Annotated in this window: 14 protein-coding genes, 1 tRNA gene and 4 pseudogenes; 11 read left to right on the top strand and 8 right to left on the bottom strand. The window is 64.7% G+C overall.

Annotation, left to right across the window (positions count from 1 at the left end; all coding sequences use genetic code 11):
- Positions 1-31: 31 nt before the first annotated feature.
- The gene (locus METY_RS05145; RefSeq protein WP_160147306.1) at positions 32-1,090 is read right to left on the bottom strand and encodes an HAD-IC family P-type ATPase; all 1,059 of its coding nucleotides are present in this window, start codon (positions 1,088-1,090) and stop codon (positions 32-34) included.
- Positions 1,087-2,382 carry an HAD-IC family P-type ATPase gene (locus METY_RS05140; RefSeq protein ID WP_103120306.1) on the bottom strand — a complete coding sequence of 432 codons (1,296 nt, stop codon included), beginning with the start codon at positions 2,380-2,382 and terminating at the stop codon, positions 1,087-1,089. Before METY_RS05140 ends, METY_RS05145 begins: the two co-directional genes overlap by 4 nt.
- A gap of 172 nt (positions 2,383-2,554) precedes the next feature.
- Between METY_RS05140 and METY_RS21745 the strand changes: the two are divergent.
- The 7 genes and pseudogenes from METY_RS21745 to METY_RS21355 all read left to right on the top strand — a co-directional run.
- Positions 2,555-2,689: pseudogene (locus METY_RS21745) on the top strand (DnaJ domain-containing protein); the annotation flags it as partial.
- Positions 2,690-3,072: 383 nt separating this feature from the next.
- Positions 3,073-4,893: an alpha/beta fold hydrolase gene (locus tag METY_RS05130; protein ID WP_103120305.1), complete on the top strand. Its 1,821-nt coding sequence runs from the start codon at positions 3,073-3,075 to the stop codon at positions 4,891-4,893.
- 166 nt (positions 4,894-5,059) lie between these two features.
- Complete coding sequence (locus METY_RS05125; RefSeq protein ID WP_103120304.1) at positions 5,060-5,392, top strand: phasin family protein; 333 nt, start codon at positions 5,060-5,062, stop codon at positions 5,390-5,392.
- Positions 5,393-5,422: 30 nt separating this feature from the next.
- Positions 5,423-6,118: a phosphate signaling complex PhoU family protein gene (locus tag METY_RS05120; protein ID WP_103120303.1), complete on the top strand. Its 696-nt coding sequence runs from the start codon at positions 5,423-5,425 to the stop codon at positions 6,116-6,118.
- The gene (locus METY_RS05115; protein ID WP_103120302.1) at positions 6,115-7,098 is read left to right on the top strand and encodes a zinc-dependent alcohol dehydrogenase family protein; all 984 of its coding nucleotides are present in this window, start codon (positions 6,115-6,117) and stop codon (positions 7,096-7,098) included. Before METY_RS05120 ends, METY_RS05115 begins: the two co-directional genes overlap by 4 nt.
- 240 nt (positions 7,099-7,338) lie before the next feature.
- Positions 7,339-7,523: pseudogene (locus tag METY_RS21360) on the top strand (transposase); the annotation flags it as partial.
- A 96-nt stretch (positions 7,524-7,619) separates the two neighbouring features.
- Positions 7,620-7,919: an aldehyde dehydrogenase family protein gene (locus METY_RS21355; protein WP_244593532.1), complete on the top strand. Its 300-nt coding sequence runs from the start codon at positions 7,620-7,622 to the stop codon at positions 7,917-7,919.
- Positions 7,920-8,142: 223 nt separating this feature from the next.
- On the opposite strand, the gene tehA is transcribed toward METY_RS21355, so the two are convergent.
- From tehA to METY_RS05095, 3 genes are all read right to left on the bottom strand, one after another.
- The gene (gene tehA / locus METY_RS05105; RefSeq protein WP_103120301.1) at positions 8,143-9,096 is read right to left on the bottom strand and encodes a dicarboxylate transporter/tellurite-resistance protein TehA; all 954 of its coding nucleotides are present in this window, start codon (positions 9,094-9,096) and stop codon (positions 8,143-8,145) included.
- 23 nt (positions 9,097-9,119) lie between these two features.
- Entirely contained in the window at positions 9,120-9,299 is a 180-nt protein-coding gene (locus METY_RS05100) for a hypothetical protein (protein ID WP_103120300.1), read from the bottom strand.
- Positions 9,300-9,454: 155 nt separating this feature from the next.
- On the bottom strand, positions 9,455-10,441 hold the full coding sequence (locus tag METY_RS05095; RefSeq protein WP_103120449.1) for an AraC family transcriptional regulator: 987 nt from the start codon (positions 10,439-10,441) through the stop codon (positions 9,455-9,457).
- A 205-nt stretch (positions 10,442-10,646) separates the two neighbouring features.
- Between METY_RS05095 and METY_RS05090 the strand changes: the two genes are divergently transcribed.
- Together METY_RS05090 and METY_RS05085 are read left to right on the top strand one after the other, a co-directional pair.
- On the top strand, positions 10,647-11,465 hold the full coding sequence (locus METY_RS05090; protein ID WP_103120299.1) for a class I SAM-dependent methyltransferase: 819 nt from the start codon (positions 10,647-10,649) through the stop codon (positions 11,463-11,465).
- A 34-nt stretch (positions 11,466-11,499) separates the two neighbouring features.
- The gene (locus METY_RS05085) at positions 11,500-12,459 is read left to right on the top strand and encodes a homocysteine S-methyltransferase family protein (RefSeq protein WP_103120298.1); all 960 of its coding nucleotides are present in this window, start codon (positions 11,500-11,502) and stop codon (positions 12,457-12,459) included.
- A 134-nt stretch (positions 12,460-12,593) separates the two neighbouring features.
- Here METY_RS05085 and METY_RS05080 read toward each other — a convergent pair.
- Positions 12,594-12,866 (bottom strand): annotated as a pseudogene (locus tag METY_RS05080) (xanthine dehydrogenase family protein molybdopterin-binding subunit); the annotation flags it as partial.
- Positions 12,867-12,869: 3 nt separating this feature from the next.
- Here METY_RS05080 and METY_RS05075 point away from each other — a divergent pair.
- Positions 12,870-13,166: pseudogene (locus METY_RS05075) on the top strand (tyrosine-type recombinase/integrase); the annotation flags it as partial.
- A gap of 236 nt (positions 13,167-13,402) precedes the next feature.
- Here METY_RS05075 and METY_RS05070 read toward each other — a convergent pair.
- Both METY_RS05070 and METY_RS05065 read right to left on the bottom strand, forming a co-directional pair.
- Positions 13,403-13,479: transfer RNA gene (locus METY_RS05070), tRNA-Met, on the bottom strand.
- A 150-nt stretch (positions 13,480-13,629) separates the two neighbouring features.
- Positions 13,630-14,274 carry a hypothetical protein gene (locus tag METY_RS05065; RefSeq protein ID WP_244593522.1) on the bottom strand — a complete coding sequence of 215 codons (645 nt, stop codon included), beginning with the start codon at positions 14,272-14,274 and terminating at the stop codon, positions 13,630-13,632.
- A 189-nt stretch (positions 14,275-14,463) separates the two neighbouring features.
- Here METY_RS05065 and ispH point away from each other — a divergent pair, with 189 nt between their 5' ends.
- Entirely contained in the window at positions 14,464-15,429 is a 966-nt protein-coding gene (gene ispH / locus METY_RS05060; protein WP_103120297.1) for a 4-hydroxy-3-methylbut-2-enyl diphosphate reductase, read from the top strand.
- The last annotated feature ends 164 nt before the right edge of the window (positions 15,430-15,593 follow it).

Below are 15,593 nucleotides of genomic sequence, written 5' to 3'. Positions count from 1 at the left end.
CGGCTGAGCCAAAGAGGCGAGGTGCTGCGAATTACAAAACCACGAGTATCTGAGTGATCGTCGACTCAAAAAACCACCCTGTCTGGAAAGTGAGAACGTCCGCACTAAACGCAGACCTTAGTATGACGAAGGTCGCAATGTCGAACGCCGACGATAGGGGCCCCATAACAAGCATGAAGCGATAGATCTGCCTGATGTCCCAGACATGAGGTTCACGCGTTTCAATCTCATCCACCCTGTCGAACGGGATGCCCGCTTCACTGACGTCGTAGATCATGTTGTTCAGCAGAACTTGGACCGGTGACAGTGGAAGGAAGGGCAAGACGGCCGAGGCAATCGCCATCGAGACCATGTTTCCGAAGTTAGACGCCATCGCCATCCGAACGTATTTCAGGATGTTTGCGTGGGTGCGCCGCCCTTCCTCTACTCCATCCGACAGCACGCGGAGATCAGGCTGCAGCAGGATCAAGTCAGCGGCGGCGCGGGCGACATCGGTCGCGCTGTCAACCGAGATGCCGGCGTCCGCGACCTTGATCGCCGCCGCATCGTTGATCCCGTCGCCCATGAAGCCGACGGTCGACCCTGTCGCTGTCAGAGCGCGGACGACCGCGACTTTTTGGCCGGGCGCGAGCCGGGCGAACAGATCGACCTGCTGGACGATAACGCCCAACGCCGACTCCGACATTTTCGCGATCTCGGCTCCGGTCAACACCCTAGCGGCGTCGATGCCAACCCCTCGCGCCACATGCGCGACGACAGCGGGCGAATCTCCCGACAGAATTTTGACGCGCACACCCTGTTGCGCAAGCCGCGCGATCGCATTTCCAGCGGACGCTTTGATGGGGTCGGCGAAGAAGCAGAAGCCGGCCAACAAAAGATCGCGCTCATCGTCCGTAGTGAGCGCTTGCGCATTGAGGTCGGCGGCCCGAACGGCGACGGCCAAGCAGCGTAGTCCCTCGGACGCCTTCATTTCGACGAAGGCCAGAATGCGCCTCCGCTCCAGCTCGTCGAGCGGAATTATGCTCGCTCCTTTCGTCATCCGTCCGCAGACGTCAAGCATCGCTTCCGGCGCGCCTTTCGTGACAATCATCCGTTCCCGGTTCGATCGACGAGCACCGACGCGCGGCGGCGTTCGAAATCGAAAGGCGCCTCTGCGATGAGGCATGCATTGGTGGGCGGTGGCGCAACCGCCGCGATAGCATCGTCAAGCGGAGAGCGCGCCCCCGTCGTAAGGCTTGCATTGAGCCCGGCGAGGACGAGCACCTCAGCGCTCGTAGCGCCTTCCGCGTTGACGTAAGAGGTAAGCGCAACCCTGGCGTCCGTCAGCGTTCCAGTCTTATCGGTGCACAGAACATTCAACGCTCCAAGGTCGTGGATCGCGGACAGCTTTTTTGCGACGACGCCGCGCTTCGCCATTCGTACGGCGCCGCGGGACAATGTGACGGTTGTCACCATCGGCAGCAGTTCCGGGGTCAAGCCAACCGCGAGGGCCAGCGCGAACAAAAAGGCTTCAAGCGCCGGCCGATGCGCCGTCAGCTGCGCGAGGACTACGAAAAACGAGAGGAACAGCGTCATTTTGATGAGGAGACGCCCAAGCTCGCCGAGCCCGCGATCGAGGGTGGTCGGCAGCTCATCGGACGAAAGGGCCTCGGCGACTCCGCCGAAGACGGTGGCCGCTCCGGTCTTCGCAACAACCATCCGGCTAGAGCCGCTGATTACGATCGAGCCTGCGAACAAGGCGTTCACCGCGTCCCCGATCGAGGAGGCCATGTTTGAGCCAGGACGCTTGTGAACGGGGTATGGCTCGCCGGTTAGCGCCGCCTCATCAACGAGAATATTTTGTGCCGAGATAATGAGGCCGTCGGCAGGCGTCAGGTCGCCAGCCCTCAACTCGACCACGTCGCCAGGAACGAGACGGTTGACCGCGATCCGCTGAAGCGTTCCATCCCGCAACACGGCTGCATTGAGCGCCACCGAGCTCTTCAGCTCTTCGGCTGCCGTCTCCGCCTTATGCTCCTGCCAGATCTCCAAGGTGATCGACATCACCACCACCCCGGCGATGATCGCGCTGCTCGAAACATCGCCCAGCGCTCCGGCCAAGACGCCCGCAATCAGCAAGAGCGCGACGAGCGGCTGCGACAGTCGCGTCACCACCTTGCCGAGGACCCTCGAGCGAACCTGAGCGCGCGCCTCGTTGGGGCCGTAAAGGTCGATACGACGCGCTGCCTCGGTGGTGGAGAGACCCGACGCCGTTGCGGCCAGCCGCGTCAGGGTGCTGTCGAGGCGCTTCGTCCAGAACGGCGGGTCCGGCTCGGCGGCGGCCGATGTCTTGGACACCTGATCGGAGGCGAAGTCGCAATGCTTCGGTATGGACGCTGCCATGATCAAGTTTCCAGGTGCGCTCTCCGGAATCACCCCCAGCGCCGGAGCAAACCAAAAGCAACCAAGCTGACCGGGCGGCTTTGATTTCGCTCAATGTAGTGTCCGCTCGGGCCTGCCTTCGATCGCAGCGCAAGACCCCAATGGACACGCACCGTGACTTCGGAAGGCCTTCCGAACGCTCGCGAAAAAACATCATCCCAACCTCAATTCGGGCAACGCGAAGGCCGAAGAGCAATTCAAGGCCGCTTCCGCCGCTCACGAGATCCTGGCCGCCTCCGACAGGCGCGCCAGCTTCGATCGCGGTTAGATCGACGCTTCTGGCCATGCCCAGGCCCCATCGGGCGGCTATCGCAAGCGTTACACCCTCTAGATCTCCTTCCTGGAAGCCGTGAGCGGAGCGCCGCCCCGGATCGCCCTTCCCGATTGAGGCTTGCTCAACATCATGATCCCGTCTGGCGCCGAAGACGGCCAAACATTGAGGCTCCGGGGAAGTGCGGAGAAGCTGGAACGCCCCGGAGAAAGTCAGGGGCGAACTCGCGGAACGCCCAAAGCGGCATAGCGGCTAAGGCGCCAAGTCCGACCACATCCGGATGCGGACGATATCTCCCCGACACAGGCGTTCTGCCTCGCCGTTGATTCACATCAATGATGAAACGGCGGCATTTGCGTTCATGAGCGACGGGGGGCCCCATGACAAACCTCGCGCTTGCTCCGCTGAATTTGAAGGCCGCGCGCCGAGCGCCCCCGCCGCCGGATCTTAGCCCGCCGACGCGTCGGATCGCGGAGACCGAAAATTTGCCTGTCATGACGGCGTTGGGCGCGACGATCGATCGCTCGCTCAACGCAGGCCTTGCGCGGTTGACCGGCGGCCTCTCTCCAGCCGGCTTGGCGGAGGCTTGGTTCGACTGGGCCCTCCATCTTTCGGGCTCGCCTGGCAAGCAGATCGCCCTGGTCGACAAAGCCCTGCGGAAGTCGCTGAAGCTAGTCGATTTCATGCTACGATCAGCAAGTAATCCGGACGCTGAGCTTTGTATTCAGCCATTGCCGCAAGACAGGCGGTTCGCCGACCCTGCATGGCGTCGTTTGCCCTTCAGTTTTTATTTTCAGGCATTCCAGCTTCAGCAGCAGTGGTGGCACAACGCCACCAACGACGTCGCCGGCGTGTCGTCACATCACCAGGAGATGGTGGCCTTCGCAGCGCGTCAGCTTCTCGATATGGCGGCGCCGTCGAATTATGTCACGACCAATCCGATCGTCTTGAAGGCGACGCTGGAGAGCAGCGGTGAAAATCTACACGCGGGATTGCAAAACCTCTACGAAGACTGGTCAAGACTGGTTGCAGGCAAGCCCCCGGTGGGGGCGGAAGACTTTGTGGTCGGCCGGGACGTCGCAACCACCCCGGGTGAGGTGATCCTTCGAAACGAACTGATTGAACTCATTCAATATGCGCCGACGACGCCCACAGTGGCGGCCGAACCGCTGCTGATCGTTCCGGCGTGGATTATGAAATACTATGTCCTCGACCTTTCGATGACCCATTCCCTGGTTCGTCATCTGGTTGGCTCGGGCTTCACCGTCTTCATGATTTCGTGGAACAATCCGGACGGCGGAGACGCGAACCGCGGGATCGCGGACTATCTCCGCCTCGGCCTCGCCGCCGCGCTTGACGCGATCGACACCGTGGCGCCTGGCGAAAGAGTTCACGCCGCAGGCTATTGTCTTGGGGGAACGCTGCTCGCCATCGGCGCGGCAGCCATGGCGCGCGACGGCGACGAGAGACTGGCGTCGCTTACGTTGATCGCATCCCAGGTCGACTTCACGGAAGCGGGCGAACTGACGCTGTTTATCGACGAAGCCCAGGTCCGCTTCCTTGAGGACGTGATGTCGATCGAGGGCGTTTTGGAAGCCCGACAGATGGCGGGCGCCTTCCAGATGTTGCGGTCAAACGACCTTATCTGGTCTCGAGTCGTCCGAGACTATCTGCTTGGCGAACGGACGCCCATGACCGACATCTCGGCTTGGAATGCGGACGCTACGCGCATGCCCGCCCGCATGCATGGCGAGTATTTGCGCGGCCTTTTTCTTCAGAACGACCTCGCCGAGGGGCGGTTTACGGTCGATGGACGGCCAATCGCCTTGGGAGATATCCGCACGCCGATCTTCGCGCTCGGTACAGAGCGCGATCACGTCGCCCCATGGCGTTCGGTCTACAAGATCAATCTCCTGACCGACACCGAGGTCACGTTCGCTCTCGTCTCCGGTGGCCATAATCGCGGCGTGGTCTCGGCGCCCGGTCAGGATAAAGGCGTCTATGCTCGCATCGGCACCGCGACGCGGGAGGACCCATATCGGGATCCGGATGACTGGCGCTCGTCTCACGAAGCAAGAGATGGCTCATGGTGGCCGCTCTGGTCCGACTGGATGAAAACGCACTCGTCTGGGCACGCGGCTGCGCGCGCGCCGCGGGAAAGCCTTGCGCCGGCGCCTGGGGCCTACGTTCTGGAACGGTGACACCCAATAGCTTCGGTTGACGCGAGCTATCCAACACTGCCGGCCAGATGCGCCTTGAAGCCAAGCTCGGCGGTCAACCGATCTTGATCCTGATCAAAGACCTCGCTTCGACAGGCCCCCACGATGAGCGCCCTCAGCGATCCGCCGAGCGTCACAGGAGGCTCATATGCCGACAAGCGAAACAATCCGTTCAACCGCGAGCAATGGCTCCGCGCCGCCTTTCGCCGACATGCTCTCGCCCAAGCTCGCCTTTGGCGCGTGGCGATCCATGCTGTCGGCTTCCACTGCGTTTACGATCGAAGCGTTGCATTTCGGGAGCCGACGCTTGGAGGCGCAGGCGGAGTTTCTCTCCAACCTACTGACCTGTAAGGATCCCGCCCAAGCCTTCGAAAAGCAGTCAAGCTTCATGCAGCGCACCATGGAGGAATATGGTCGCGAAGCCGAAGCGATCGTCCAAAAGGTTCGTGACAAGTCAACGGAACAAGCCAAGGCAGCATGAGGTCTAGTGGCCTTCGCTATAAGCCGCACCATGAACTCCTTGGCCGATCCGACTGCCGAACTGACCAACCGCGTCGCCTGCATCGGTGGCGCCGTGGAAAAATTGGTCACGCATGGAACTCGCGCCTTTCTCGAAGGCCGCGTCCTCGAGAGCGCGCGGTCCGCCGAAAGCCGGAAGCGGATAAGCGAGGCGGAGCGAGATTGCGTCGACTTCGCGCTCACGCTTTTGGCCCAACGGGAGCCTTCGCCTGGCGATGCGCGGGCCATCGTCGCATCTCTTGAAATTGCTGACGCCTACAAACGGATAGCTGACCTCTGGATGGAGATCGCGTCGCGCCCGCAGTTGGCGAAGCTGCTCCCGGAATTGCCTGAGTCGGAGAGGACATACGCAGCGCTGTTGGCACTGACAGCAAATCAATTGCAAATCGCCGGCGGCGCCCTGCGCAGCTTTGATCCAGGTCTCGCTCGCACCCTGTTTGAAAGGGACCGCGCGGTCAGAATGGCCCGGGCCGAAGTTCTCTTCTCCGCAGTGCGGATGCTGAGGCTTACTCCTCGCACCATGTACACTGTGGTCGACGCTCTGGCGTGCGCGAGGAGCATGCAACGGATTTCCGCTTACGCAACGTCGATCGCCGACGCAGTGGTCTTCATGAAGACCGGGCGAGAAAAATGGATAGCGGACCAAGCCGCCAGACCAGCCGGGCGGCACGTCGGCGAAGCGGCATGAAGGCGATGGTCCTGCGAGTTCGCGGAGCCTCACTCGCGCTCGAAGAGCGGCAGACGCCAAGCCCCTCGTTCGGCGAACTCCTGGTCCAGATCGAGGCGTGCGCCGTTTGCCGCACCGACCTTCATGTCGTCGATGGCGATTTGACGAAAGGGCCAGTCCCAATCACGCCGGGGCACGAGATCGTCGGAAGGATCGAAGCGCTGGGGCAAGGCGTTGCGGACCGACGCCTCGGCGATCGCGTTGGCGTTCCTTGGCTGGGCGGCGTCTGCGGCGCTTGCGGCTACTGCGCGAGCGGACGCGAAAACCTCTGCGACGATCCAACTTTTACAGGCTACACCCGCGACGGCGGATTTGCGACGCACGCGATCGTCAGGTCCGACTTCGCCTTTTCGCTCGCGGGCTACGACGATCCCGTCGCCGCCGCGCCCCTTATGTGCGCCGGGCTTATCGGCTGGCGATCGCTGCGCATGGCCGGCGACGCCCGACGGATAGGGCTGTTTGGTTTCGGAGCCGCGGCTCATATTCTTGCCCAAGTCTGCGTCTGGCAGCATCGCGACGTCTTCGCGTTCACTCGGTCTGGCGATAAAGCGGCGCAGGATCTTGCCCTATCGCTTGGCGCCAAATGGGCCGGCGCCTCCGAAGACAGCTGTCCGCAGGAACTGGACGCCGCAATCGTCTTCGCGCCGGTCGGGGCGCTTGTGCCTGTTGCGCTCAAGACGGTGCGCAAAGGAGGGCGCGTGGTCTGTGGGGGGATCCATATGACAGACCTGCCTCGCTTTCCCTACCGGCTGCTCTGGGGAGAACGAGCGGTGCTGTCGGTCGCCAACCTGACCCGCCAGGACGCTGCGGAGTTTTTAGCGATCGCTCCGATGGCCGGCGTCCGAACAGTCACCAAGCGTTATCCGCTCGAGCGTGCCAACCAGGCGCTTGACGATCTTCGTGCAGGCCGAGTTTACGGCGCCGCCGTCCTGGTTCCTTAGGCGCGATGAGGGTAGCCGTCGCAGAACGCGACCGATGCTGCCGCGCGGCTAATCCTTCGACCATGCGGGCTCTGTTAAAGCGAGATCCGACTTGTCTCAGCTCGCAGCGCAACGCAGTCACGCTGTCGCCGTTCGCACCGCGCAAGATCTGAACCGCCGGTTGGAACGGCTCTTACTGGAGCTCGCCCTTAAATGCCCTCGGTCTGAGCGAGGGTCCGTCGATCAGGAGAGAGACGGCCAATGAAGAAGAGCTGGTTCCGCGAGAAGCAGATCATCGGCATACTTTGGAGCAGCAGGCTGGATTGCCTTTCGCCGAAGTCTGCCGGAAGCACGGGATGAGTGACGCGACGATCTACACCCGACGTTCGCGTCACGGCGGCATGGAAGTGTCGGACGCCCGACGACTGAAGGCGAGGCGCTCGGAAAAAATATACGACATAGCCGATGGATGTCGCGACCGTCTCGACGCGCACCGGCCGCCGATCAGCGGCGCGGGCGCGAAACATCTGAAGCGGGTTGGCATGAGGTCGCGGGAAGACGCCCATGAGCGTCTTCAACCACGCCGATATCTACGCGGCCCTTCCTGTGCTGGAGACGATGCGATCCGGCCCGCCAATGACAATGAGTACGGGCTGGCGGCGAGCATCTGGACCCGCGAAGTGGACCGATCGCTGCGCGCCGCCCAGGCTGCGAACGCCGGCTCCGTCTGGATCATCGATTGGGCGAAGGTCTACGACGGGACTGAGAAAGAGGGCTTCAAACAAGCCGGCCTCGGTAGACTGGACGACTTGGCTGCGCTTGGGCATTTCGTCGAACACTAGAACTTCGCTCTAAAACCTGGCCTGAACCGGCGCTGACGGCGCCGGTCGGTTGGCTAGGCAGGTTGGCTCCGCGTGGCCATCTCAGCTGCAATCGACAGACACGCCGGGCCGTTGCGAACAAGCGCTCGAGGTTAGCCTCCTCGTTGATTGGGCCAGCCACCGCGCGGCCGCTGGTTCGCGCTGCGTCATTAGCGGTCCTCGATCTAGCGCCCTCTTGCAGACATCAGACAGCCGCGGGCGTCCGGCGTGCAGACTGCAGGAAAAGCATCGTGGATCGGATCGACACGTAGCAGACCACCAAGTTCGCCGCCACGAACAGCACAGGCGCGATCGCGGCCGCGGGGCCTGTGTCGCCGCGTGCGACGAGCTTCAAAGCCGTCGACGCAAGCGCGGTCGCGCCGAAGGTGAAGGCCCAGTAGGACGGCGCGAAGGGCTGCTTCATGATCCAGGACAGGAGCCGGATAAGAACCAGCGCCTGCAGGACGCCGTATCCGAGAAGCGCGTGGGCGAGAACGTCGGGCGGTCCCTGCGTCACGGAGAGATAGGCAAGCGCCCCGACAGGGGCTGGCGCGAGCTGGATGCCAAGCGTCGGTCGCAACGGCGGCGGCAACGGATCGGCCGTCAGCAGGCGGTGGATCAGCACGGATTCGATCGCGAGCCACGAGAACAGGCCCCCGCCGAAGAAGGCCTGTCCCCAGTCCGGATATCCTAGAGCGCCGAGCGAGGCCGCGGAGACGAAACTGCCTGCGACAGTCGGCAGATACAGAACCGGCGTGGTGGTCGCGGGATCGCGTCCCCCCTGCCAGAGCCCGCCCGTGCGCCAGACCGCAAAGCCCAGCGTGAACAGGCCGCCAGCCGCCATCAGGACGATCGCCAGCGGCCTCGAATGCGGCAGGGCGCCGGCCCCGACCAGCATCGTGGCGACGCCCACGAGGCCGATGAAGCAGCACTGGACCGGGTGGAGCGCCTCTTCGATCGAGGCAGCGCGTGCGTTCACCCATTTGGCGGCATAGAGCGCGACCAGTGCAAGCCAGACGACCCCGGCAGCGGCATAGAGCGCCTCGCCGGGCCAGACCGGCAGGCCCCAGGCGTCATGGGCGGCGCGCCAGCTCCCGCCGAGCCCGGAGAGACCGAGCACCGACCCAAAGAACGATGCAGGTATAGGCGGGACCTTCATGGCGGCCTCTCAATGGTCTCGCGTCAAAACCCGGACAGGACTGTCTTGCCGATCGCCCGGGCGCTTTCCTGCGCGGCATGGGTCGCGGCGTCGATCTTCTCCATCTCCTCGCGCAGGGTCGAGCGAAGAACGCCCGCGTCCACCAGTTTCGAGACATCGGAGAGGATCTTGTCCTGCTCGGCGATGTCCGCCCTGCCGAACAAGCCGTGTGAACATCAACTCCCAATGCACCGACAGGCCGCGGTCAGCCGAGGCCATTTGCCGAAATCTTAGACCGGGAAAGTTCGCCTCGGGTCAGCTCATGACTCGGGCTTGCGGTGGTGGTTAGTGCTAGGCTGTGACGCCAGCGGACGCTCAGCTAGTTCGCCACGCTTGCCCCGTCGCGCGTCGCTATTTGGCGAGCACGCCATTGCGCAGGCGCTAAGCCGAATTCGCGCTTGAACGCACGACTGAAAGCCTCCTCGGATTCGTATCCAACCGAATGGGCGAGGTTGGCGATCGAAGCGCGGGTCTCCTGCAGGTTCAGCTTGGTAGTTTGCAGGCGCCAGTTGATGACGTAGCGCATCGGCGGCACGCCCACGAGCCGCGTGAAGCGCTCGACAAAGGCGCTATGCGACAACGCCACTTCCTTGGCCAAGGTCTCAGTCGACCATGGCGCGCTCAGCTTGCCGTGTATGAGCGCGAGCGCTCTGCCGACATGGGGATCAGCGAGGCCCCTCAGCCAACCGGTGTTATGAGCTTCAAGCGTGGCCGCATATTCGCGCACCGCCTCGGTCAGAAGCAGCTCTGAGAGCCGCGACATGACTCCGGACGAGGCGAGCTTTCCTTGCGTCAGTTGGCCCGCGGCGAACCGAACCGAAGCCTCGACCCAGTCACGCGACGCGCCCTCACGGATGTCGAGCTTCAGCAGTCGGGGCAGCGCGGCGAACAGCGGGTTGTAGAGATCGTCGCTTGCGAGAAAGCCGCACACCATGTTGGTCGGCTCGCCGCCGCCGCCGTGGGAGGCCTGCGCCAGCCCGCCATCGGCTGACGGCTGGATCAGCTCGTGCGCGTTCACGGCGGCGAGGCCAGCCGCGCTCGCCAGGATGTGGGCGTCGTTGCGGGGCAGGAGCACGACCTCCCCGGCGCGCACCTCCATGTCGGGCTCGCCCTCCACGGTGACAAGCATCCGCCCATCGATGACGCAGTGATACGAGATCAACTGGGCGGGCGTCGCCAGAAACGGCGTCACGTCCTCCGGCGTGAGCTGCGACAGCACGCACCACGGCGCCGTCATCCGGACGTCGAGAAAGACGCCGCCCGTCAAACGAACCGACCGGAGCACCTCCGCAAGCGGATCCGTCACGGGGGCGTCCTCCAGATATGGACGAACGGTCAAGTGATCCGGCGGCGCGATCATTCGTCCGGCAGACGGCCCGGAGTAATCCATCGGCCGCGGACAGTAGCCGGTCGCCGGCTTCCCCGCTTCCCCCGACCCCTCTGACCGCCGCGCGCGGGTCATGAGCGTGAGCGACAGCGCGCCCGTCAGATTATCAGAGGAGTGACTGGTGATGAACTGTACATTGGTTGCGGCCGACTACGCGACGATCAAGCAACGCCAGCAGGCCGCCTGGGCCTCCGGAGACTACGCCGTTGTCGGCGCCACCCTCCAGATCGTCGGCGAAACCCTCGCCGAGGCGGTGGACCTCCCATCGGGCGCCAAAGTCCTCGACGTCGCGGCTGGCAACGGCAACGCGACGCTCGCCTTCGCGCGGAGGGGCTGCGAGGTGGTTGCCACCGATTACGTTCCGGCTTTGCTCGACCGCGCCCGTGAACGCGCGGCCGCCGAGGGCTATGACGTCGCCTTCCGCGAGGCGGACGCCGAAGCGCTGCCCTTCGCCAACGGGAGTTTTGACGCCGTGGTCTCGACCTTTGGCGTGATGTTCGCCCCCGACCAGGCCCGGGCGGCAAGCGAACTCCTCCGCGTTTGCCGGCCCGGCGGCCGGATCGGCCTCGCCAACTGGACGCCGGAAAGCTTCATCGGGCAGGTGTTCAAGACGATCGGCAAGCACGTTCCCCCGCCGGGGGGCGTCAACTCGCCGGCGCTCTGGGGCTCCAGCGACTGGATCGAGAAGACCTTCGCCGCCCGCGCGCGTTCAATCGCAATCGAACGCCGGACCTTCCTGTTCCGCTACCGCTCTCCCGAGCAGTTCGTGGACGTTTTCCGCACCTTCTACGGCCCGGTCCACAAGGCGTTCCTGGCCTTGGATCGCGCAGGCCAGGCCGAGCTTGAACGCGACCTGCTCGCAACGATCGCGCGCTTCGACACGACGCGCGACAGCTCGGCGCGCATCGCCTCAGACTACGCGGAAATCGTCATCACCCGATGATTCATAACGTTATCCATCACGATGGGTCAAAGTCATGGCTAAATACAAAGGCGCTCTTCCTCAGCTTTCCGACAAACTGTTTCTCACGGCAGGGGGATTAGAGACCACGCTCATTTTTCACCAGGGCGTGGAGTTGCCTTACTTCGCCGCTTTCATCCTCATGGATGCGGAAGATGGCGAGGCACGGCTTGCGGAGGAATGCGCGCGATTCGCCGAGATCGCGCGGGGCTCGGGTCTAGGCTTCATCCTCGACACTCCGACATGGCGCGCAAATCGGGATTGGGGCGAAAAGCTTGGCTACAACGCGGCGGCGCTTGACGTGGTGAACCGTCGCTCAATCGAGATGCTCATCAGGTTGCGGGAGCGTTTCGAGACGCCCGCCTCACCGATGGTGATCAGCGGGACGATCGGCCCAAGGGGCGATGGCTATCGCCCGGACGACATGATGTCGGTCGAGGAGGCGCAAGCCTATCATTCAGCCCAGATCGCCTCGTTCGCGGCGAGCGACGCGGACATGGTCGCGGCCTTCACGCTGTCATATGCGGCTGAGGCGATCGGCATCGTTCGGGCGGCGACTGAGGCCGGAATGCCGGTCGCGATCTCGTTTACTCTCGAAACCGACGGCCGGCTGGCGACCGGTATGTCGCTCCGTGACGCGGTGGCCGCCATCGACGACGCGACCGGCGGGGCCGCAGCCTATTTCGAGATCAACTGCGCCCACCCCACTCATTTCACCCAGGCTTTTGAAACGGACGGAGCGTGGATTCAGCGGCTGCGTGGGCTGCGCGCCAACGCATCGAAGCGCAGTCATGCCGAGCTCGACGCATCCCCTGATCTTGACGCTGGCGATCCGGGCGAGCTCGGGCGCGAGTACCGCGATATACGTCGGCGGTACGGACAGTTCACCGTGCTCGGCGGCTGCTGCGGCACCGACCATCGCCATGTCGAGCAGATATGCTTGGCCTGCACGGCCGACGAGGCGCGCGCCGCCTGAACATGCAATCCAATGAAGGATTGGAAACGGCCACATGTCCGCCGCCGTTTCGCGCCAGGAGCAGTCATCTCCTGGCGCGTCGTCAGCGGACATGTATCTTGGTCAGCCTTCCGGTAACGCCGCGGCGCCGTGTAGAGCGTGATTGGGTAGTCGCGCACCCGCACCCCCGTGGCGTTATGGATAGCGTTCGCGACCGCCGCGGCCACGCCGCAGATGCCGAGCTCGCCGACCCCTTTCGCCTTCATCGGCAAGGAGTACGGATCCGTCTCGTCGAGGAACACGACCTCCTGGTGCGGGATGTCGGCGTGGACCGGAACCTCGTCCCCCGCGAGGTCGTGGTTCACGAAGAAGCCGCGCTTCTTGTCGACCGTTAGCTCCTTCATCAGCGTGGCGCCCGCGCCCATTGTTTCATGATGGCGCTCTGGACCGGACAGCGGCAAGGCGATCTCCTGCGCCTTCCCTGGTCCGCCTATGACGGGGAGCGGATCACGCTGAAGCAGGGCAAGACTGGCGTTCGCGTCTGGATTCCCATCGGGGAGCCGCTGAAAGCTCTACTCGACGCGGCGCCCCGAAAGGGACGGACAATTCTCACGACCGAGGCCGGCAAGCTCTGGACGGAAACCGGGTTTCGCGCGTCGTGGCGCACAGCGGTGAAGCGAGACGGAATCAATGGGGTGACGTTTCACGATCTTCGCGGCACGGCCGTCACGCGGCTGGCGCTTGCAGGATGCTCCGAAGCGGAGATCGCGACGATCACGGGTCACAGCATGAATGACGTCGGGAAGATCCTCGACGCCCACGATCTGCGACGAGATTCTGCCCTCGCCAGATCGGCAATTCAGAAGCGCGAAGCTTACGAAGCGAGCGAGGGATTCGCAATTAGCCGCCCAACCGGGGCGTGCTACACTGACTCTGAAACAGGAAAAAGCGCTGTAAAGTCAATTGGTAGCGGAGGAGGGACTCGAACCCCCGACACGCGGATTATGATTCCGCTGCTCTAACCAGCTGAGCTACTCCGCCACGGCAGGGGTCGCATGAGCGTCCCCGCGGCGCGGGCGGATATAAGGAAGGGCGCGGAACGGTGTCAAGCGGCGGACGCCGAGAAAGGCGCGTCCCGGCGCAGCGCTGAAACACCGTCTTGCCGCCGCGGAGCCGCGCGCCGTCGGCGCCTCAGCGGCGGGCGGAGCGGCGGACAGCGCCGGCCGGAACGCCCTTGGGGTCGTAGCCGACGAGGATGCGCCAGCCGCGGAAGCGGTTTTCCGGGATCGGCACCACGATGTCCTGCTCGAGATGCGGGAATTGCGCCTGGGTCTGGCCCGCCGGCACCACCACGTCGATCACATGGACCTGCGAGTAGATCGGCTTGTCGGCCTCGTCGACGACCGCAACGCGCAGCGGCAGGCGGAAGGCGCCGGGCGCGCCCTTCGGCCCGAGAATCACGCGGCCCGTGACGCCGACTCGGATCGCCGCCTCGACGCCGAGGCTGGAGCACTGCCGCGCGGTGTCGACCAGATTGGCCTGGTAGCGCACCGAGAACGGGTCGGTCGCGGAGGGCGGATCATAGGCGCGGAAGGCCGCCGTGCCGTCGAGGATCTCGATCGGCGGGCAATCGCGCTTGAGGGCGTCGTCCACCGGCGGCGTGATCGGGGGCGGGTTGGCGTTGCCGAGCAGCAGCTTCGTCGCCACGCTTTCCTGGCCTGGGGCGCCGGCCTGCTGGTCGCCGCCCACCGTGCTGCACGCGGACAGCGCCAGCGCCGCCGCGCCTGCCAGGAGATGGATGCCAGCTTTCGTCCGTCGTCCGTCGCCGCTACGCATACGCCTCGCCCCCGGAACAGGCGCCGCGGGCGGGACGGCCCCGGCGCGCGGGCTTTATAGCAAGGTGGTTCCGCGCGCGAAAGCGCGGGGCTCGCCTTGACACTCCCCGCTCGCGCGGCCCATCTCGGGGGCGAACGCCGTCCCCGCCCGACGGCCCGCGCTTCGGCGCCTGTCTCACTTGAGCGGATCATGAGCGACAAGCCGCCCCTCCGCATCCTGCTGTGCGCCCCGCGAGGGTTTTGCGCCGGCGTGGTGCGCGCGATCGACGTGGTCGAGGCCGCCCTCGTGCGCTTCGGGCCGCCGGTCTACGTCCGCCACGAGATCGTGCACAACCGCTACGTGGTCGACGCCCTGAAGCGCAAAGGGGCGGTCTTCATCGAAGAGCTGGACGAGGCGCCCGACGGCGACCGGCCGGTGGTGTTCTCGGCCCATGGCGTCGCGAAGTCGGTGCCGGCCGCGGCGAAAGCCCGCAACCTGATCGCGATCGACGCCACCTGCCCGCTGGTCACCAAGGTGCACCGCGAGGCGGAGATCCACCACAAGCGCGGGCGGCTGGTGCTGCTCATCGGCCACGCCGGCCACCCCGAGGTGATCGGCACCATGGGTCAGCTGCCCGACGGCGCGGTGCTGCTGGTCGAGACCGTCGCCGACGTCGCGGCGCTCGTCCTGCCTGCGGATGCGGAGGAGCTCGCCTACGTCACCCAAACGACGCTGTCGATCGACGACACCGCCGACGTGGTGGCGGCGCTGAAGGCCCGCTTCCCGCTGATCAACGGCCCCTACAAGGAAGACATCTGCTACGCGACCACCAACCGCCAAGAGGCGGTGAAACGCGTCGCGCCGGAGTGCGACGGGCTCGTCGTGGTGGGCGCGCCGAACTCGTCGAACTCCCAGCGCCTGCGCGAGGTGGCCGAGCGCGCCGGCTGCCGCGTGGCGCGGCTGGTGCAGCGCGCGACCGACATCGACTGGGACGAGTTCTCGGGTCTCAGGACGCTCGGCGTCACGGCCGGCGCCTCGGCGCCGGAGATCCTGGTCGAGGAGATCATCGACGCCTTCGCCGAGCGCTACGCGGTGACGGTCGAAACGGTGTCGACCGCGGACGAGAGCGTGTTCTTCCCCCTCCCCCGCGAGCTCCGGGCGCCGGCGGCGGAGTAGGCGGGCGAGCCGACTATCCCAAGCGCACCCATCGTCCTCCGGCTTGACCGGAGGACCCACATTCGCCGGCGTGCTCCACGTCGGACATGGATGGTCCGGTCAAGCCGGACAGGACGTTTCACGTGGCCCGAGGCCCATTGCGGCCGGCGCGCCGACCTCTTAAG

Origin of the sequence: Methylopila sp. Yamaguchi, from assembly GCF_002897035.1 — a bacterium.
Classification (GTDB): domain Bacteria; phylum Pseudomonadota; class Alphaproteobacteria; order Rhizobiales; family Methylopilaceae; genus Methylopila.
The sequence above is the reverse complement of the archived record's forward strand: the minus strand, read 5'-3'. Positions and strand labels throughout refer to the sequence as shown.